The organism is Caballeronia temeraria, from assembly GCF_001544795.2.
In the GTDB taxonomy this organism is placed as follows: domain Bacteria; phylum Pseudomonadota; class Gammaproteobacteria; order Burkholderiales; family Burkholderiaceae; genus Caballeronia; species Caballeronia temeraria.
Genome location: NZ_FCOI02000015.1, coordinates 164,235 through 182,212 on the forward strand (window position 1 = coordinate 164,235; position 17,978 = coordinate 182,212).

Genomic DNA, 17,978 nt, shown 5'->3' on the forward strand with positions numbered 1-17,978 from the left:
GGGAGCGCCGACATGAACGACGAAAACATCCTCGCACTCGAAAACGTCAGCAAGTTCTTCGGCAAGGTGATCGCGCTGAACGGCGTCACCTTGCGGCTCAAACGCGGCGAAGTGCACTGCCTGCTCGGCGATAACGGCGCGGGCAAATCCACCCTCATCAAGACGCTGGCCGGCGTGCATCAGCCCTCTTCCGGCGACTATCTCGTCGACGGCAAGCCCGTGAAATTCGAATCGCCGAAGGAAGCGCTCGATCTCGGCATCGCGACCGTGTATCAGGATCTCGCGCTCGTGCCGCTGCTTTCCGTCGCGCGCAACTTCTTCATGGGACGCGAGCCGCAGAAGAAGCGCTTCGGCATCAGCGTGATGGATCTCGACCTCGCCGCCGAAACCTCGCGCGCGAAGCTCGCGGAAATGGGCATCAACGTGCGCGATCCGCATCAGCCAATCGGCACGATGTCCGGCGGCGAGAAGCAATGTCTCGCGATCGCACGCGCGATTCACTTCGGCGCGCGCGTGCTGATCCTCGACGAACCGACCGCCGCGCTCGGCGTGAAGCAGAGCTTCAACGTGCTGAAGCTGATCCACAAGGCACGCGAGAAAGGCATCTCGGTGATCTTCATCACGCACAACGTGCACCACGCGTATCCGATCGGCGATTCGTTCACGCTGCTCAATCGCGGCCGCTCGATGGGCACCTACACGAAGGACACCATCAGCAAGAACGAAGTGCTCGACATGATGGCGGGCGGCGCCGAAATGCAGCAGATGATGACCGAACTCGAAGGCGCGACGATCTGAGGACATTGAATCCATGCCAACACACACCCCCTCTCGCTTCGCGCCGGATCGCACGCGCGATATCGTCTGCCTCGGGCGTCTCGCCGTCGATCTCTATGCGCAGAACGTCGGCGCGCGCCTCGAAGATGTATCGACGTTCGCGAAGTATCTCGGCGGCTCGTCCGCGAATATCGCGTTCGGATGCGCACGGCTCGGCTTCAATTCGTCGATGCTCGCACGCGTCGGCAACGATCACATGGGGCGCTTTCTCACCGAAACGCTCGAACGCGAAGGCTGCGATGTAAGTCACGTGCGCATCGATCGAGAACGGCTGACTGCGCTCGTGCTGCTCGGCCTCGAAGATCGCGACACGTTTCCGCTCGTGTTCTATCGCGAGAACTGCGCGGACATGGCCGTCGACGAAAGTGACTTCGATGAAGCGTATATCGCGTCGTCGAAGGCGCTGCTCATCACGGGCACGCATTTCTCGACCGAACAGGTGAACCGCACGAGCCGCCGCGCGCTTGAATACGCGCGGCGCAACGACGTGCGCACGATTCTCGACATCGACTATCGGCCGGTGTTGTGGGGCCTCACGGGCAAGGCCGATGGCGAAACGCGCTTCATCGCGAATGAAAGCGTCACCGCGCATTTGCAGCACATTCTGCCCCTGATCGATCTCGTCATCGGCACGGAAGAAGAGTTTCGTATCGCGGGCGGCAAGGACAGCCTGGTCGATGCGCTCGCGATGGTCCGCAAGGTCACGAATGCGACGCTCGTCGTGAAGCGCGGGCCGCTCGGCTGCTCGATTATCGAAGGCGCAGTGCCCGCATCCATCGACGATGCGCCGGTCCACGGCGGCGTCGAAGTGGAAGTGCTCAACGTGCTCGGCGCGGGCGACGCGTTCGCCTCCGGCTTCCTGTCGGGATGGCTGCGCGACGAGCCGCTCGACGCGTGCGCGCGTTCGGCCAACGCGTGCGGCGCGCTCGTCGTATCGCGTCACGGCTGCGCACCCGCGATGCCCACGCCCGCCGAACTGGATTATTTCCTCGCGGCAGCGAAGGAAGATCCTGCGCGCATGCGCCGCCCCGATCGCGATGCGAAACTCGCGCGCCTGCATCGCGTGAGTCCGAAGCGCAAGCAATGGGATGAAGTGCTCGGCTTCGCGTTCGATCATCGCAATCAGTTCTTCGATCTCGCGCAGCAGACAGGCACGGACGAATCGCGCATCGCGACGCTCAAGAACCTGTTCGTGGAAGCCGTCGCGCAGACGGAGAAGGAACTCGGACTCGAAGGACGAATCGGCGTCCTGATCGATGATCGATACGGACAGGATGCGTTGAACGCGGCGACGGGACGTGGCTGGTGGATCGGCCGGCCAGTCGAACTGCCCGGCTCGATGCCGCTCGAATTCGATCACGGCCGCTCGATCGGCACGACGCTCGTGCAATGGCCGCGAGAGCAAGTCGCGAAGTGTCTCGTGCAGTATCACCCCGACCATCCGCATGACGTGCGGCTCGAACAGGAAGCGCAGTTGCGCGCGCTCTACGATGCCGTGCAGGAAAGCGGCAATGAGCTGCTGCTCGAAGTGATCGTGCCGAAGAACGGGCCGCCGGTCGAAGACGACACCGTGTATCGCGCGTTGAAGCGTCTCTACAACCTCGGCATCTATCCGGAATGGTGGAAGCTCGAGCCGATGAGCGCGAAGCAATGGCAGGCCGTCGATGCGCTGATCGCCGAACGCGATCCGTATTGCCGCGGCGTCGTGCTGCTCGGCTTGTCGGCGGGCGTCGATCAGTTGCGCGATGGCTTCAGGGCGGCGGCATCGTCGAATACGTGTAAGGGCTTTACCGTCGGACGCACGATTTTTCATGAGCCAAGTCATGCGTGGCTCGCCAATGAAATCGACGACCGCGAACTGATCGCCCGCGTGCGCCGCACGTTCGAAGCGCTGATCGGTGCATGGCGCGATGCGCGTTCATCGTCCGGCGCAGGGCAAGAACTTCGAGTCACACAGGAGCAAGCCGCATGAATCAGCGTGCAACGCAATCGGAGACTGCCGTGAGTTCGACCATCCGACTGACCGCCGCGCAGGCGCTCGTGCGCTATCTGGCGGCGCTTCGCACCGAGCACGGCGAGCCGCTTTTCGGCGGCGTGTTCGCGATCTTCGGGCATGGCAATGTCGCGGGCATCGGCGAGGCGCTGTATCGACATCGCGATGAATTGCCGACGTATCGCGCGCACAACGAACAGGCGATGGCGCATAGCGCGATCGCGTATGCGAAGGCGCATATGCGGCGTCGGATGATGGCGGTGACGACGTCCATCGGGCCGGGCGCGACCAATCTCGTGACGGCCGCGGCGCTCGCGCATGTGAACCGCTTGCCGGTGTTGTTGCTGCCGGGCGATATCTTCGTCTCGCGCGCGCCGGATCCGGTCTTGCAGCAAGTCGAGGATGGTCACGATGGCGGCGTCTCCGCGAACGATGCGTTGAAGGCGGTGTCGCGCTATTTCGATCGCATCGTGCATCCCGCGCAGTTGTTGAGCGCATTGCCGCGCGCGATTCGCGTGCTCACCGATGCGGCGCAATGCGGCCCCGTCACGCTCGCGCTGCCGCAAGACGTACAGGCGATGGCGTATGACTACCCTGCTTCGTTCTTCGAGCCGCGCGTCGTCGAGTTTCATGCGCCCGCGCCGGTTCCGCGCGAGATCGAGCGCGCCGCCGCGATGCTGCGTGAAGCGCGCGAACCGATGATCGTATCGGGAGGCGGCGTGCTTTACGGTCTCGCATCCGAAGCGTTGCGCAAGTTCGCGCACAAGCACGGCGTGCCTGTTGCGGAGACACAGGCGGGCAAAGGCGCGCTCGCGTGGGACGATGCATTGAACGCGGGCGGCATCGGCGTGACCGGTGGATCGGCGGCGAACGAACTCGCGCACGCGAGCGATTGCGTGCTTGCTGTCGGCACGCGTTTGCAGGACTTCACGACGGGATCGAACACGCTCTTCACGCAGGCGCGGCTGGTCGCGATCAATGCCAATCCGTTCGATGCGCTGAAGCAGAACGCAATCGCCGTGCAGGCGGATGCGGGCGCTGCGCTCGAAGCGTTATCGGCGGCACTTGGCGACTGGCATGCATCGCCTCAATGGACGACGCGCGCGCATCGGCTTGCGAACGAATGGCGCGAGACGGTCGCGCATGTGACGAATGCGCCCGTTGCGGATGGTGCGTTGCCACGCGAGGCCGATGTGATCGGCGCCGTGCAGCGCTCGGACGACGCATCGCCCTTGAAGGATATCGTCGTGTGCGCGGCGGGGACGCTGCCGGCGGATTTGCAGAAGCTGTGGCGCACCGGCGAGCCTGGCGGCTATCACGTTGAATACGGCTATTCGTGCATGGGCTATGAAGTCGCGGGCGGTCTCGGTGTGAAGCTCGCGAAGCCCGAGCGCGAGGTGATCGTGATCGTCGGCGATGGCAGCTATTTAATGATGAATAGCGAGCTTGCTACGTCCGTGATGCTTGGCGCAAAGATCATCGTCGTGTTGCTCGACAATCGCGGGTTTGGATGCATCAATCGATTGCAGCAGGCTTGTGGCGGTGCGCCATTCAACAATCTCATCGATGACTGCAAGCAAGGGGCGCTCGGTGCGCCGGAGATCGATTTCGCTATGCATGCGCGTTCGCTTGGGGCGCTGGCGGAGCATGTTTCCAGCATCGACGAGCTGCTCGTTGCGATGAAACGCGCGCGCGCAGCGGATCGCAGCTATCTGATTTCTATCGATACCGATGCTTCGCGTCCGACCGAGGAAGGTGGATGGTGGTGGGAAGTGGCCGTGCCTCAAGTGTCCGAACGCGCGGCTGTTGTGGTGGCTCGGGAGGCTTATGAGCAGGCTGTTCGGGCTCGAGGCGTTTGACGAGGCTTCTATGGAATCCTGCTTTCGCGTCGAATACAGGACTTCACGAAACAAACCGAAAAGGAACCCACAACCATGCCATTGAACGTCCGTATCGGCATAAACCCATTGTCGTGGATGAACGACGACTTACCTTCCCTCGGCGGGGAGACGCCTCTGTCTACCGCACTGACAGAAGGAAAACAGATCGGCTATGAAGGCTTCGAACTCGGCAACAAGTTCCCACGCGAACCGCAGGCACTAAAAACCTTGCTCGCACAATATGGACTAGCACTCGTATCCGGCTGGTACTCAGGCAGACTCGCGACCCGCAGCGCGGAAGAAGAGATCGAAGCCGTCGGCCCCCATCTCGACTTGCTCGCCAAAAACGGCGCAACCGTAATGGTCTACGGCGAAGTCGCAAACTCGATCCAGGGCGCGCCGCGCCCGCTCTACCAACGTCCGCGCTTCTTCTCCGATGCGCAATGGACCCAGTACGCCGAGCGCCTGAACCGCTTCGCCGAATACACGCTCTCGCGCGGCGTGCGCGTCGCCTATCATCATCACATGGGCGCGTATGTCGAGACACCCGCCGATGTCGATCGCCTGATGGCGCTCACCAACGATGCAGTCGGCCTGCTGTTCGACGCCGGGCACATCACCTTCGCGGGCGGCGATGCCCTGAGCGTGCTGCAAAAACACATTACGCGCGTGTGCCACGTGCACTGCAAGGACGTGCGCCCCGAGATCGTGAAGCTCGCGCGCAATCGCAACTGGAGCTTTCTCGATGCGGTCATCAACGGCGCGTTCTCCGTACCCGGCGATGGCTGCGTCGACTATCCGGGCATCGTCGCGTGTCTCGCGCGGCATGATTACGAAGGCTGGCTCGTCGTGGAAGCCGAACAGGATCCGGTGATCGCACCGAGCTATGCCTATGCCGACAAGGGCTATCGCACACTGCGTGCGCTCGTCGACGCAACATTCAAGGAGGCAGCATGAGCCTGCTAGTGAAAGCATCGCGCGAAGGACAAACCATCGCGCGCGTCACGCCCGATTCGGCAGGCTGGAAGCATGTCGGCTTCGCGGCGTATCGGCTGAATGCCGGCGATGTCGTGCACGTGTACGACGCGGATCGCGAAAGCTGCATCGTCGTGTTGACGGGCACGGTGAGCGTCGAAGCCGGCGACGAGCATTATCAGTCGATCGGCTCGCGCGACAGCGTATTCGAAGACGCGTCGCCGTATGCGGTCTATGTGCCGCCGAAACTCGCGGCCATCGTGCGTGCGGAGCGCGATGCCGAGATCGGCGTCGCGAGTGCGCCCGCTAAGGGCGAGTTCCCGCCGCGTCTCATCGAGCCATCGCAGATGAAGCGCTCGACGCGCGGCAAGAACGCGAATACGCGCTATGTATGCGATATTCTTCCTCAAACTGAAAATGCGGAATCCTTACTGGTTGTCGAAGTGCGCACACCAGGCGGACATGCATCGAGTTATCCGCCGCACAAGCACGATCAGGACAATGTGCCTGTCGAAAGCTCGCTCGAAGAGACGTACTACCATCGACTGAACCCGCCGCAAGGGTTCGCGTTTCAGCGCGTTTACACCGACGAACGCGATCTCGATGAAACGATGGCCGTCGAGAATCACGATGTCGTCATGGTGCCCCGTGGGTATCATCCGGTGGTCGTGCCGTATGGGTACGACAACTACTATCTGAACGTGATGGCGGGCGACAAGCGCACGTGGCACTTCAAGAACGATCCGAAGCATGAGTGGATCGTGGAAAGGGATAACAAGGCGCAGGGATAAGCTGCGGAAAGGGCGAATGCCGCATGGTGCGGCATTCCTTGCACTAGGCGTTCCAAGGATCGAAGATCTCAATTCCGCATTCGACGAAGTCCTTCACGTCGCGCGTGGCCAGCGTTGCGCCGCGCGAACGCACTATGGCCGCGATCATCGCATCGAACTGACTGATGGGCTTGCCGATGCTTTTTCTCGATGCGGCGATCTCCGCGTACGCGTCCGCGGCATCGTCGTCGAAACTCAGAACGCGGCCCGCGAAGTCTTCGCTAAAAATGATCCGAGTGGCATCCCAGAAGCGTTGCCGACGTACGCCTGCCGGCATCGACCAAATTCCGTAGAGAATCTCGCCACGCGTGACAGTCGTCGTGAATAGGGCCGAACGTGGCTCATGGGCGAGCCATGTCAGAAGGCGCGGCTCCGGCGCCGGACGCAGCAGTTCCGAAAGGACATTGGTATCCAGAACGATCATTCATCGAAGCCCGTCGGGTTGCGAATCGCGTCGCGCCTGGGAAGTTCCAGTTCCACGCCGCCCAGCGGATCGATGCGAGCACGAATCGAATCAACCAGACTCGTGCCTTGAACCGGTTCTGTCGATAATGCCGTGCGCAGAATATCGCGAGCCTCTTCCTCCATCGAGCGGCCATGCTTCGCCGCCTGAATACGCAGACGCGTCTCGAGTTGCTCGTCAATATCCTGAATGGTCATGGCTACCACGTTGACCTCCGTTGATGCGATGAATCGGATTTCATTCCGGGCATATTAACCTGAAACGACCGAGCCGCCGACCGAGAGCCACTGCCGAGTGATCGCCTCGTCTTGCATGAGCGTCGCGATCGTTCCATCGAACTGTATCGCCCCGTGCCCCATCACCGCGACGCGCGCATCGAGCGTGCGCGCGATCGTCAATCGTTCTTCGATCAGCAGCATCGCGACGCCACGTTCGCGCAGCATCGCGAGACACGCGGCCACTTGCGCGAGCACTTGCGGCGCAAGCCCTTCGCCGGGTTCGTCGATGACCACGAGCGACGGATCGCCCGTCAGCGTGCGGGCAAGCGCAAGCATCTGCTGCTCGCCGCCCGATAGCGCGCCCGCCTTCACCGGCGCGCGCTCTTCGAGCACGGGAAACAATCGATACGCATCGTTCAGCGTAAAGCGCGTGCCCTTCCGTTCGCCGAGCAAAAGATTCTCGCGCACCGTAAGCGCGGGAAACACGTCGCGCGTTTCCGGCACGTACCCAATGCCCATTCGCGCGATGCGATGCGACCGCAAGCCGATGAGTTGAACATCGCGATAACGCATGTCGCCCGTGCATCGAACGAGGCCCATGATGGCTTTCGCGAGCGTCGATCGTCCCGATCCATTGCGGCCGACGAGCGCGACCGCTTCGCCTTCGTCGATGGACAGATTCACGCCGTGCAGCACTTGCGCCGCGCCGTACCACGCGCGTACATCCTCGATACGCAATTGCGCGCTCATGACGCGACTCCGCCGAGATACGCGTCCTGCACATCGTGATTTGCGCGGATCGCAGCCGGCGTATCCGATGCGATCACGCGCCCTCGCACCAGCACCGAAATACGATCGGCGAGATTGAACACCGCATCCATGTCGTGCTCGATCACGAGCAGCGTGCGCCCTTGCGTCGTCGTGCGAATCAGGTCGAGCGCGCGCGTCGCTTCCGCGCGATTCATGCCGGCAGTGGGCTCGTCGAGCAGGATGAGCGGCGCATCGGTGGCGAGCGCGATGCCCAGATCGAGCGCGCGTTGCTCCGCGTAAGTGAGGCGCGCGGCGAGATCATCGGCGCGTGCGGCAAGGCCGATGGCATCGAGCATCGCATGCGCGCGATCATCGACTCGTCGTGAAGGCAGCCATCGATCGATAACGCTCGACGAGGCCGCGCCGAGCGCCGCGCAACGCAGGTTATCGAGCACGGACAAGCCGCCGAACACGCTCGTCGTCTGGAAGCTGCGCGCAAGCCAACGCGAGACGCGCTGCGGGGGCTTGCCCGTTATGTCGGCGCCGTTCGCAACGATGCGTCCATCATCGGGCCGCGCGCGTCCCGAGATCAGATCGAAGAGCGTGGACTTGCCCGCGCCATTCGGTCCGATGAGCGCATGCCGTTCGCCCTGCGCGACGTGCAGATCGACGCCGCGCAACACGTGCGTCGCGCCAAAGCGCTTGACGATGCCGCGCACTTCGAGCGCGGCGTTCATCGCGCGATCCTCATGCGTCGCGCGAGCCACAGGCCGAGCAACGCGCACGGCATGGCGATGAGCCACGCATGCGCATCGATTCGATGCGCATAGAGCGCCTCGACCGTCACGACGACCGCGACGCCCCACGCGACTGCGCTCAACATGCCGACGCACATCGACCGCGCATCGCGTCGAACGAGGCCCGCGATACCGTCCGGCGCCGCCACGACGATCCACATGAAGAAGAGGCCAAGGTACATCGGCCATGCAGGCGTCACGCTCGCGAGCGCGACGCTGAAGAACGTGAGCAGCACCGCGCCGATCATCGGCCCGAAGAACGTGCCCGCGCCGCCGATCACGGTCGCGACGAGCACGCTCGTCGAACGCGCGAGACCCACGCTCTCCGACGACACCAATTCGAGATTGATCAACGCAAGCACGCCCGCGACGCCCGCGAAGAACGCCGACACGACGAGCATGTGCAAACGCACGCGCGCAGGCGCGAAGCCGATCGCCGCGGCGCGCGCCGGGTTGTCACGCACGGCGTTCGCGAGACGGCACATCGGTGTGCGCGAGAACGCGAACATCGCAAGCGCCGACAACACGCACCAGCACGCGATCAACGCATACGCTTCGCGCGGCGGCCCGAAGGTCCACGGGAAGAACGCCGGGCCGCTCGCGCGATCGATCGTCACGCCGCCCTCGCCGCCGAACCAGCCCGGCACGAGCCACACGCACGCGGCAACAAGCTCGCCGATGCCGAGCGTGATCATCGCGAAGGCCGTGCCCGCGCGTTGCGTCGAGATCGCGCCGAAGACGATGGCGACGACCATCGCCGCACATCCGCCGATGATCGGCAGCAACGGCAACGGCACGCCGAAGCGATTGAACGCATGTGCGGCGGCGAACGCGCCGAGCCCGGAATACACCGCGTGGCCGAACGAAAGCAAACCCGTCTCGCCGAGCAGCAGGTTGTACGAAAGCGCGAGAACGATGAGCGTCGCGGTCTGCGCGAGATACGCGAGCAGCCACGACTGATCGAAGACGAGCGGCGGCAACGCGAGCGCGACGATCAACGCGACGATGAGCTTAAGCATCTCTTGTGCGCTCGCCGAAAAGCCCGCGCGGCCGCGCGGCCAGCATCGCGACGAGCAGCAGATAAGGCAGCACCGGCGCGAGTTGCGCGACCGTCAACGCGCCCCATGCAGGCGGCAACGTCACGCCGAGCGATGCCGCGATGCCGCCCGCCGTCGCGCTCGCGCCGACCGCGAAGGTCTGCACGCAGCCGATCAGAAGCGATGCGACGAGCGCACCGGCCAGCGACCCGAGCCCGCCGATCACGACGACGACGAACACGATCGGGCCCATTGCATCGGCCATCGCGGGTTCGATGACGGCGAGCGGCGCGCCGATCACGCCGCCCAGCGCAGCGAGCGCGGTGCCGACGGCGAAGATCATCGTGAATACGCGCGGCACGTCATGACCGAGCGTTTCGACGGTCGCCGGATGCGTGAGCGCCGCGCGCACGACGAGGCCCGTCTTCGATGCGCGCAGGACGATCCACAACGCGCCGAGCATGGCGATCGCCACCGCCATCATGAACACGCGATAGCGCGCGAACGATGCGCCATAGAGCGTGAACAACGGTCCGTCGAGCACACTCGGAATGGCGGCGGGCAATGGCCCGAGTCCCCAGACGAGCTTGACGCCCTCGCCGATGACGATCGCCGCGCCGAACGTCAGCAGCATTTCGGCGAGCGCGCCGCGCGCGTGCACGCGTCTCAACAGCAGGCGTTCGAAGAAGCCGCCGGCAACGCCGACGACCACCGGCGCGACGATCAACGCAAACCAGAATCCGCCATACGCGGCGAGCGCCTGTCCGACATACGCGCCGAGCATGTAGAAGCTCGCGTGCGCGAAGTTCAGCACGCCGAGCATCGAAAAAATCAGCGTGAGTCCCGCCGACAGCATGAACAGCAGCAATCCCACGCTCACGCCGTTGAGCAGACTCACGCAGAACCACTGGAGCAAGACGCGACCCTCAGCCGGTGATGAGCGGCGTCAGCGCATCGACGAGCGGCGCGGGCAACGGCACCGGCCTGCGCGTCACGCGATCCACATAGACATGCACGAAGTGCCCTTGCGCCGCGGCTTCGTCCGAGCCTTGCGTGAAGATCGCGACTTCATAGCGCACGCTCGTATTGCCGAGCTTCTCGACACGCAAGCCCGCCTCGATCGGTTCCGGAAACACGACGGGCGCGAAGAAATTGCAGCGCGTCTCGACAACGAGTCCGATCGTCTCGCCCTCGCTGAAATCCAGCACGCCCGCGCGCAGCAGATACTCGTTCACGACCGTGTCGAAGTAGCTGTAATAGACGACGTTGTTGATATGCCCGTAGACGTCGTTATCCGACCAGCGCGTGCTGATCGGCAGAAAGTGCGCGTAATCGGCGCGCGTGGTCGGAACCGGCTTGCTCATCGCTCAGAGAGACTCCATCAGCATGCGTCGATAATCGCCGGCGCTCGCTTCGCGCGGATTCGTCTTGTGGCAATGATCCGCGAGCGCGCCCTTCACCACCTTGTCGAACATGCTTTCGTCGACGCCCATCTGCGACAGACGCGTCGGCAAGCCGAGACGCGCGGTCATGTCATGCACGGCCTGCGCGACATCGGCATCGTCGACGAGATTCATCACGCGGCGCATGCGCGCGAAACGCCGGTCCGCCACGACCGTCGGCGCGCTTTCGTTGAAGCGCAGCACGGCGGGCAGCACGACCGCGTTCAGCGTGCCGTGATGCAGCGACGTGCGTCCGTTCACCGCGAGCCCGCCCAGCGGATGCGACAGCGAATGCACGCAGCCGAGGCCCTTCTGGAACGCCATCGCGCCCTGCATCGATGCGGACATCATGTTCAGGCGCGCGTCGCGGTCTTGGCCGTCGTGCGTCGCGCGCTCGATGTTGGCCCACGCGCGTTCAAGGCCGTCGAGCGCGATGCCGTCGGCGGGCGGATTGAACGCGGGCGCGAGAAATGTTTCGATGCAATGCGCGATCGCGTCCATGCCGGTCGCGGCGGTGAGCATGGGCGGCAGGCCGAGCGTGAGCGACGGATCGCAGATCGCCGATTTCGGCAGCAGATGCCACGAATGGAAGCCGAGCTTGCGCCCGTCGTTCAGAATGATGATCGCGCCGCGCGCCACTTCGCTGCCCGTGCCCGATGTGGTCGGCACCGCGATCAGCGGCGCCGCGCGCTCCGTGATCTTGCCGCTGCCGCCTTCGATCGTCGCGTAGGCCGTGAGCGGCTCGCCGTGCGTCGCGGCGATCGCGACGCCCTTCGCCAGATCGATCGACGAGCCGCCGCCCACCGCGATCAGCCCGTCGCAGCCTTCGCTTTTGTAGTGCGCGGCGGCTTGCATGACCATCGCTTCGGTCGGGTTCGACGGCGTGTCGTCGAACACCGGCAGCGCGCCGAGCTTAGCGCTTTCGGTCACGCGATCGGCGAGTCCCGCCGCCCTGACGCCTTTATCGGTGATGACGAGCGGACGCTTCATCCCGATGCGCGCGCACTCGCTTTGCAGCGTCTCCAGCGCGTCGTAGCCGAGATGAATGTGGGTCAGGTAGAAGATGAAGGCCATGGCGCGGGAATCGGTGGAAGGTGTGCGGGCATGTTAGGAGCGGCGCGGCGATGGTGTCAATCGGGGTTAGATCGACGCGGACAATGCGCGCACTTCATCGACGAAGCGCTCGACGGTTTCGCGCTTCGTATCCCACGCGCACATCAGACGGCAGCCGCCCGAACCGATGAACTGATAAAAGCGCCAGCCCTTCGCCCGCAACGCCGCCGCGACGTGCGACGGCAATTCCGCGAACACCGCGTTCGATTCGGGCTTGAACAGCAAGGACACGCCCGGAATGCTGCTCAGGCCTTCGGCCATCAGCGAAGCCGTTGCGTTCGCGTGGCGGGCGTTGCGCAACCAGACATCGTCGTCGAGCAGGCCGAGCCACGGCGCGGAGATGAAGCGCATCTTCGACGCGAGCTGTCCGGCCTGCTTCAGCCGATACGCGAAATCCGCGGCGAGCGCCTTATCGAAGAACACGACCGCCTCGCCCACCGGCAAGCCGTTTTTCGTGCCGCCGAAACACAGCACGTCGACGCCCGCGCGCCACGTGATCTCCGACGGATGCACGTTCAATGTCGCGACCGCATTCGCGAAACGCGCACCATCCATGTGTATCTTCAGATGCCGGCGCTTGGCGATGGCCGCGATTGCACGAATTTCCTCGACGGTGTAGACAGTGCCGACTTCCGTCGCCTGCGTGAGCGCGACGACCTTGGGCTTCGGATAGTGGATATCGGCGCGTCTGGTGACGAGTTCTTCGATGGCGTCGGGCGTGAGCTTGCCGTTCTCGCCCTTCGCGGTGAGCAGCTTGGAGCCGCCGGAGAAGAACTCGGGGCCGCCGCATTCATCGGTCTCGATATGCGCCAGTTCGTGGCAGATCACCGAGTGATATGACTGGCACAGCGACGCGAGCGCGAGCGAATTCGCCGCCGTGCCGTTGAACACGAAGAAGACTTCGCAATCGGTCTGAAAGAGATCGCGGATGCGGTCGCAGACTTGCGTCGTCCACGAATCGTCGCCGTAGGCGGGCTCGTGGCCGCTCGTATTGGCCTGAATCAGCGCCTGTAGCGCTTCGGGGCAGATGCCTGCGTAGTTATCGGAGGCAAAGTGTTGGATCGGGTCCGTGGGCGCTGTCATGGGGTCGCTGTGATGGCCTGTGCTTGAACGAGGCACGCGCGAACGGATGATTCGCGCGGCCGGCGATCCGGCCATTTTAGCGGCACGGACCGGCGCGCGCCGTGGCGCCGGTCCGTGCGATGTCAGGGTTACTTGCTGTTCGGCGCACTCGCGGCGTTGGCCTGTTGCGCCTCCTGCGCCTTTTTGTCCTTCTTGCTGGCTTCGTGATGGCCGATCGCGCAGCCGCCCACCGCGCCCGCGGTGCCGTGTTTGCCGGCGACGTGTCCCGCTACGCCGCCCACCGCCGCGCCTTCGATACAGCCCTTCGCCTGCGCGGCGCCGGTTGCAGCGAGCATCGCCGACGTCAGTACGATCATTGCGATTTTGCGACTCATGATGCATCTCCCTTTGTAGTTGATGAACGCGATGGGAGAGATGCACGCGATGTGCCTGACAGCCTGTAAGCAAAAACGGCTCGATCTTGATCAGATCGAGCCGTTTCTAACGGAACGCGAAAAGCGTTTAAAGCTGCTGCTGAACCCAGCCGGTGACGCCCGCGAGCGCGGCCGGCAGATTGGCCGGTTCCGTGCCGCCTGCCTGCGCCATGTCGGGACGGCCGCCGCCCTTGCCGCCGACCTGCTGCGCGACGAAGTTGACGAGTTCGCCCGCCTTCACCTTCTTCGATGCATCCGGCGTCACGCCCGCGATCAGGCTGACCTTGCCGCCCTCCACCGATGCGAGCACGATCGCCGCGCTCTTCAGCTTGTCCTTCAGCTTGTCGACGGTTTCGCGCAGCGTCTTCACGTCCGCGCCTTCGAGTTGCGCGGCGAGCACCTGCACGCCGGAGACATCGACGGCCTTGGACACGAGTTCATCGCCCTGGCTCGCTGCGAGCTTCGACTTGAGCGCGCCGAGTTCCTTCTCCAGCGACTTCACGTGCTCCTGAACCTGCGCGATACGCTGCGTCAGTTCAGACGGCTGCGCCTTCAGCACGCCCGCCGCCGCATTGATGCGCTGATCCAGCTCCTGCACGTAGCGCACCGCGTTGTCGCCCGTGATCGCCTCGACGCGGCGAATGCCCGCCGCGACGCCGCCTTCCATCACGATCTTGAAGAAGCCGATGTCGCCCGTGCGCTGGACGTGCGTACCGCCGCACAGCTCGCGCGAGAAGCCGAGATCGAGCACGCGCACCGTGTCGCCGTACTTTTCGCCGAAGAGCGCCATCGCGCCGCCCTTCACCGCCTCGTCGTACGGCATCACGCGCACGACGCCCGGCGCGTTCGCGATGATCTCGTTGTTCACGATCTGCTCGACGCGGCGGATGTCTTCGTCCGTCATCGGCGCGTTGTGGGCGAAGTCGAAGCGCGTCTTGTCGGCATCGACGAGCGAACCTTTCTGCTGCACGTGGCCGCCGAGCACTTCGCGCAGCGCCTTGTGCATCAGGTGCGTCGCCGAGTGATTGCGCGCGGTGCGGCCGCGGCGCACGCCGTCGATTTCCGCCTTCACGACGTCGCCGACCTTGAGCGTGCCCTGCTCGACCGTGCCATGATGACCGACGACATCGGCCTGCACCTTCAGCGTATCCGCGACGGCGAAGCGCACGTTCGCGTTCGCGAGCACGCCCTGATCGCCGACCTGACCGCCCGATTCCGCGTAGAACGGCGTGTGATCGAGCACGACGACCGCTTGTTGTCCGGCTCGCGTCTGCTGAACCGATGCGCCTTCGACATACAGCGCGAGGATTTTCGCGTCGTCGAAGATTTCCTTTTCGTAGCCGTGGAACGTGGACTTCGCGCCCGAGTATTCGAGGCCCGCCGCGAGCTTGAACTTGCCCGCCGCGCGCGCCTGGTCGCGCTGACGCGCCATCGCGTCGTCGAACGCGGGTTCGTCGACGGTCACGCCGCGCTCGCGGCAGACGTCCGCCGTGAGATCGAGCGGGAAGCCGTAGGTGTCGTGCAGCTTGAACGCGAGTTCGCCGTCCAGTTGCTTCACGCCCTTCTTTTCCAGATCGGCGAGTTCGCCTTCCAGAATCGACATGCCGTGTTCGATCGTCTCGAAGAAACGCTCTTCTTCCTGACGCAGCACGTCCGTCACGCGCTGCTGCGCGTCCGCGAGTTCCGGATACGCCGCGCCCATTTCCGCGACGAGATCCGCCACGAGCTTGTTGAAGAACGCGCCCTTCTTGCCGAGCTTGTAGCCGTGACGGATCGCGCGGCGCACGATGCGGCGCAGCACGTAGCCGCGGCCTTCGTTGCCGGGAATCACGCCGTCGACGATCAGGAACGAGCACGCGCGGATGTGGTCCGCGATCACCTTCAGCGAGTTGTTTTCCAGATCGGGCGTGTTCGTTTCACGCGCCGCGGCCTTGATGAGGTTCTGGAACAGGTCGATTTCGTAGTTGCTGTGCACGTGCTGCAGCACGGCGGCGAGACGTTCGAGGCCCATGCCCGTATCGACGCACTGCTTGGGCAGCGGCGTCATGTTGCCCTGCGCGTCGCGGTTGAACTGCATGAACACGAGATTCCAGATCTCGATAAAGCGGTCGCCGTCTTCTTCAGGCGATCCCGGCGGGCCGCCCCAGATTTCCGGGCCGTGATCGTAGAACACTTCGGAGCACGGACCGCACGGGCCGGTGTCGGCCATCTGCCAGAAATTGTCCGATGCGTAGCGCGCGCCCTTGTTGTCGCCGATGCGGATGATGCGCTCGACCGGCACGCCGATTTCCTTCGCCCAGATGTCGAAGGCTTCGTCGTCTTCCTGGTAGACGGTGACGGTGAGCTTTTCCGCCGGCAGCGCGTAGACCTTGGTCAGCAGCTCCCAGCAGTAGTGGATCGCGTCGCGCTTGAAGTAATCGCCGAACGAGAAGTTGCCGAGCATCTCGAAGAACGTGTGGTGGCGCGCGGTGTAGCCGACGTTCTCCAGATCGTTGTGCTTGCCGCCCGCGCGCACGCTGCGCTGCGCGGTGGTCGCGCGCGAATACGGACGCGATTCGCTGCCCAGGAACACGTCCTTGAACTGGACCATGCCCGAGTTGGTGAAGAGCAGCGTCGGGTCGTTGCCGGGCACGAGGCTCGACGAACGCACGATCGTGTGGCCCTTCGATTCGAAAAACTTCAGGAATTTCTCGCGTATTTCGGCGGCTTTCATAGCGTACGGGGCGTGTCTTCGGTTCTTTGATGGCGCCCGCGGGCGGCTCTTTTCGAGCGTTGCCGGCGGAACAAGGGTGATTGTCGATTATACGGGATTCGCCGCGCCCGGCCGTCCGACGGGCGTGCTCGCAAAATCGCCCGCTATCGCGCGCGCGGCGGTTCTGTGCGACATTCGCAGTCCGGAGACACAACCAGAGCGAGACACATCGAATGGGAGCCTTGAGTCATATCCGCGTGCTGGACCTGACCCGCGTGCTGGCGGGACCGTGGTGCGCGCAGACCTTAGCCGACTTCGGCGCGGACGTCATCAAGATCGAGCGGCCCGAAACCGGCGACGACACGCGCCATTGGGGCCCGCCCTACCTGAAGACGCCCGATGGCGAAGACACGCACGAGGCCGCGTACTATCTCGCGGCGAACCGCAACAAGCGCTCCGTCACGGTCGATATCGCCACGCCGGAAGGCCAGCAGATCGTGCGCGAGCTGGCCGCGCAAAGCGATGTCGTCCTCGAAAACTACAAGGCCGGGCAACTGAAGAAGTACGGGCTCGATTACGAATCGCTGAAAGCGGTGAAGCCGGACATCGTCTATTGCTCGGTCACGGGGTTCGGGCAGACGGGGCCGTACGCGTCGCGCGCGGGCTACGATTTTATCGTGCAGGGAATCGGCGGTTTCATGAGCATCACCGGCGAGCGCGACGGCCAGCCCGGCGGCGGTCCGCAGAAGGCGGGCGTGGCGATCGCCGATCTGATGACCGGCATGTATGCGACCATCGGCGTGCTCACGGCGCTCGCGCACCGCGACCGCACGGGCGAAGGGCAATACATCGACATGGCGCTGCTCGACGTCCAGGTCGCGATGCTCGCCAACATGAACACGAATTTTCTCGCGAGCGGCAAACCGCCGGTGCGCTGGGGCAACGCGCATCCGAACATCGTGCCGTATCAGACCTTCCAGACGAGCGATGGCTGGATCATCGTCGCCGTGGGCAACGACGGGCAGTTCCGCAAGTTCGTCGCTGCGGGCGGACGCCCGGAACTGGCCGACGACACCCGCTTCGCCGCGAACCCGTCGCGCGTGCGCAACCGCGACATCCTCGTGCCGGTCCTCGCCGACATGGTCCGCCTGAAAGGCAAGCACGAATGGATCGCCGAGCTCGAAGCGGCGGGCGTGCCGTGCGGTCCGATCAACGATCTGGGCGAAGTGTTCGAGGACCCGCAAGTCGTCGCGCGCCGGATGCAGATCGATGTGCCGCATCCGACGGGCGGGACGGTGAAACTCGTCGCGAGCCCGATCAAGATGAGCGCGACGCCGCCCGAAGCGCGCACGCATCCGCCGCTGCTGGGCGAGCACACATCGAGCGTGCTCGCCGACGTGCTCGGCTACGACGAGGCGAGAATCGCGCGTCTGCGGGAATTGAAGGCCATCTGAG

The 17,978-nt window shown here is 64.1% G+C and carries 17 protein-coding genes; 6 read left to right on the top strand and 11 right to left on the bottom strand.

The window, feature by feature from the left end; genetic code table 11:
• Positions 1 to 12 precede the first annotated feature (12 nt).
• From AWB76_RS22025 to iolB, 5 genes are all read left to right on the top strand, one after another.
• Positions 13 to 798 carry an ATP-binding cassette domain-containing protein gene (locus AWB76_RS22025; RefSeq protein WP_061162252.1) on the top strand — a complete coding sequence of 262 codons (786 nt, stop codon included), beginning with the start codon at positions 13 to 15 and terminating at the stop codon, positions 796 to 798.
• A 13-nt stretch (positions 799 to 811) separates the two neighbouring features.
• On the top strand, positions 812 to 2,809 hold the full coding sequence (locus AWB76_RS22030) for a bifunctional 5-dehydro-2-deoxygluconokinase/5-dehydro-2-deoxyphosphogluconate aldolase (RefSeq protein WP_061162253.1): 1,998 nt from the start codon (positions 812 to 814) through the stop codon (positions 2,807 to 2,809).
• The gene (gene iolD, locus AWB76_RS22035; RefSeq protein WP_061162254.1) at positions 2,806 to 4,689 is read left to right on the top strand and encodes a 3D-(3,5/4)-trihydroxycyclohexane-1,2-dione acylhydrolase (decyclizing); all 1,884 of its coding nucleotides are present in this window, start codon (positions 2,806 to 2,808) and stop codon (positions 4,687 to 4,689) included. Before AWB76_RS22030 ends, iolD begins: the two co-directional genes overlap by 4 nt.
• Positions 4,690 to 4,764: 75 nt before the next feature.
• Positions 4,765 to 5,667 carry a myo-inosose-2 dehydratase gene (iolE, locus tag AWB76_RS22040; protein ID WP_061162255.1) on the top strand — a complete coding sequence of 301 codons (903 nt, stop codon included), beginning with the start codon at positions 4,765 to 4,767 and terminating at the stop codon, positions 5,665 to 5,667.
• Positions 5,664 to 6,476: a 5-deoxy-glucuronate isomerase gene (iolB, locus tag AWB76_RS22045; RefSeq protein ID WP_061162256.1), complete on the top strand. Its 813-nt coding sequence runs from the start codon at positions 5,664 to 5,666 to the stop codon at positions 6,474 to 6,476. Before iolE ends, iolB begins: the two co-directional genes overlap by 4 nt.
• 43 nt (positions 6,477 to 6,519) lie before the next feature.
• Here the strand turns inward: iolB and AWB76_RS22050 are convergent, their stop codons facing one another.
• The 11 genes from AWB76_RS22050 to alaS form a co-directional block, all read right to left on the bottom strand.
• Complete coding sequence (locus tag AWB76_RS22050) at positions 6,520 to 6,939, bottom strand: type II toxin-antitoxin system VapC family toxin (protein WP_061162257.1); 420 nt, start codon at positions 6,937 to 6,939, stop codon at positions 6,520 to 6,522.
• Positions 6,936 to 7,184: a FitA-like ribbon-helix-helix domain-containing protein gene (locus tag AWB76_RS22055; protein ID WP_096031342.1), complete on the bottom strand. Its 249-nt coding sequence runs from the start codon at positions 7,182 to 7,184 to the stop codon at positions 6,936 to 6,938. Before AWB76_RS22055 ends, AWB76_RS22050 begins: the two co-directional genes overlap by 4 nt.
• A gap of 45 nt (positions 7,185 to 7,229) precedes the next feature.
• Positions 7,230 to 7,946 carry an ABC transporter ATP-binding protein gene (locus AWB76_RS22060; protein WP_061162259.1) on the bottom strand — a complete coding sequence of 239 codons (717 nt, stop codon included), beginning with the start codon at positions 7,944 to 7,946 and terminating at the stop codon, positions 7,230 to 7,232.
• Positions 7,943 to 8,683, bottom strand: a complete 741-nt coding sequence (locus AWB76_RS22065; protein ID WP_061162288.1) for an ABC transporter ATP-binding protein — start codon at positions 8,681 to 8,683, stop codon at positions 7,943 to 7,945. The genes AWB76_RS22060 and AWB76_RS22065 overlap by 4 nt, the downstream gene beginning before the upstream one ends.
• Positions 8,680 to 9,762, bottom strand: coding sequence for a branched-chain amino acid ABC transporter permease (locus AWB76_RS22070; protein WP_061162260.1), 1,083 nt, complete (start codon positions 9,760 to 9,762; stop codon positions 8,680 to 8,682). The genes AWB76_RS22065 and AWB76_RS22070 overlap by 4 nt, the downstream gene beginning before the upstream one ends.
• Positions 9,755 to 10,636 carry a branched-chain amino acid ABC transporter permease gene (locus tag AWB76_RS22075; protein WP_061162287.1) on the bottom strand — a complete coding sequence of 294 codons (882 nt, stop codon included), beginning with the start codon at positions 10,634 to 10,636 and terminating at the stop codon, positions 9,755 to 9,757. The genes AWB76_RS22070 and AWB76_RS22075 overlap by 8 nt, the downstream gene beginning before the upstream one ends.
• Positions 10,637 to 10,706: 70 nt before the next feature.
• Positions 10,707 to 11,144, bottom strand: a complete 438-nt coding sequence (locus AWB76_RS22080; protein WP_061162261.1) for an acyl-CoA thioesterase — start codon at positions 11,142 to 11,144, stop codon at positions 10,707 to 10,709.
• 3 nt (positions 11,145 to 11,147) lie between these two features.
• Positions 11,148 to 12,296 (bottom strand): 4-hydroxybutyrate dehydrogenase, encoded by a 1,149-nt coding sequence (gene gbd / locus AWB76_RS22085; RefSeq protein WP_061162262.1) that lies wholly within the window; start codon positions 12,294 to 12,296, stop codon positions 11,148 to 11,150.
• Positions 12,297 to 12,362: 66 nt separating this feature from the next.
• On the bottom strand, positions 12,363 to 13,397 hold the full coding sequence (locus tag AWB76_RS22090; protein ID WP_061162289.1) for a threonine aldolase family protein: 1,035 nt from the start codon (positions 13,395 to 13,397) through the stop codon (positions 12,363 to 12,365).
• Between the two features lie 149 nt (positions 13,398 to 13,546).
• Positions 13,547 to 13,792: a hypothetical protein gene (locus AWB76_RS22095; RefSeq protein ID WP_061162263.1), complete on the bottom strand. Its 246-nt coding sequence runs from the start codon at positions 13,790 to 13,792 to the stop codon at positions 13,547 to 13,549.
• A gap of 127 nt (positions 13,793 to 13,919) precedes the next feature.
• A complete protein-coding gene (gene alaS / locus AWB76_RS22100) occupies positions 13,920 to 16,544 on the bottom strand; it encodes an alanine--tRNA ligase (RefSeq protein ID WP_061162264.1) in 2,625 nt (874 codons plus the stop codon).
• A 212-nt stretch (positions 16,545 to 16,756) separates the two neighbouring features.
• On the opposite strand from alaS, the gene AWB76_RS22105 reads away from it, so the two are divergent.
• Positions 16,757 to 17,977 carry a CaiB/BaiF CoA transferase family protein gene (locus AWB76_RS22105; RefSeq protein WP_061162265.1) on the top strand — a complete coding sequence of 407 codons (1,221 nt, stop codon included), beginning with the start codon at positions 16,757 to 16,759 and terminating at the stop codon, positions 17,975 to 17,977.
• Position 17,978: the final 1 nt, after the last annotated feature.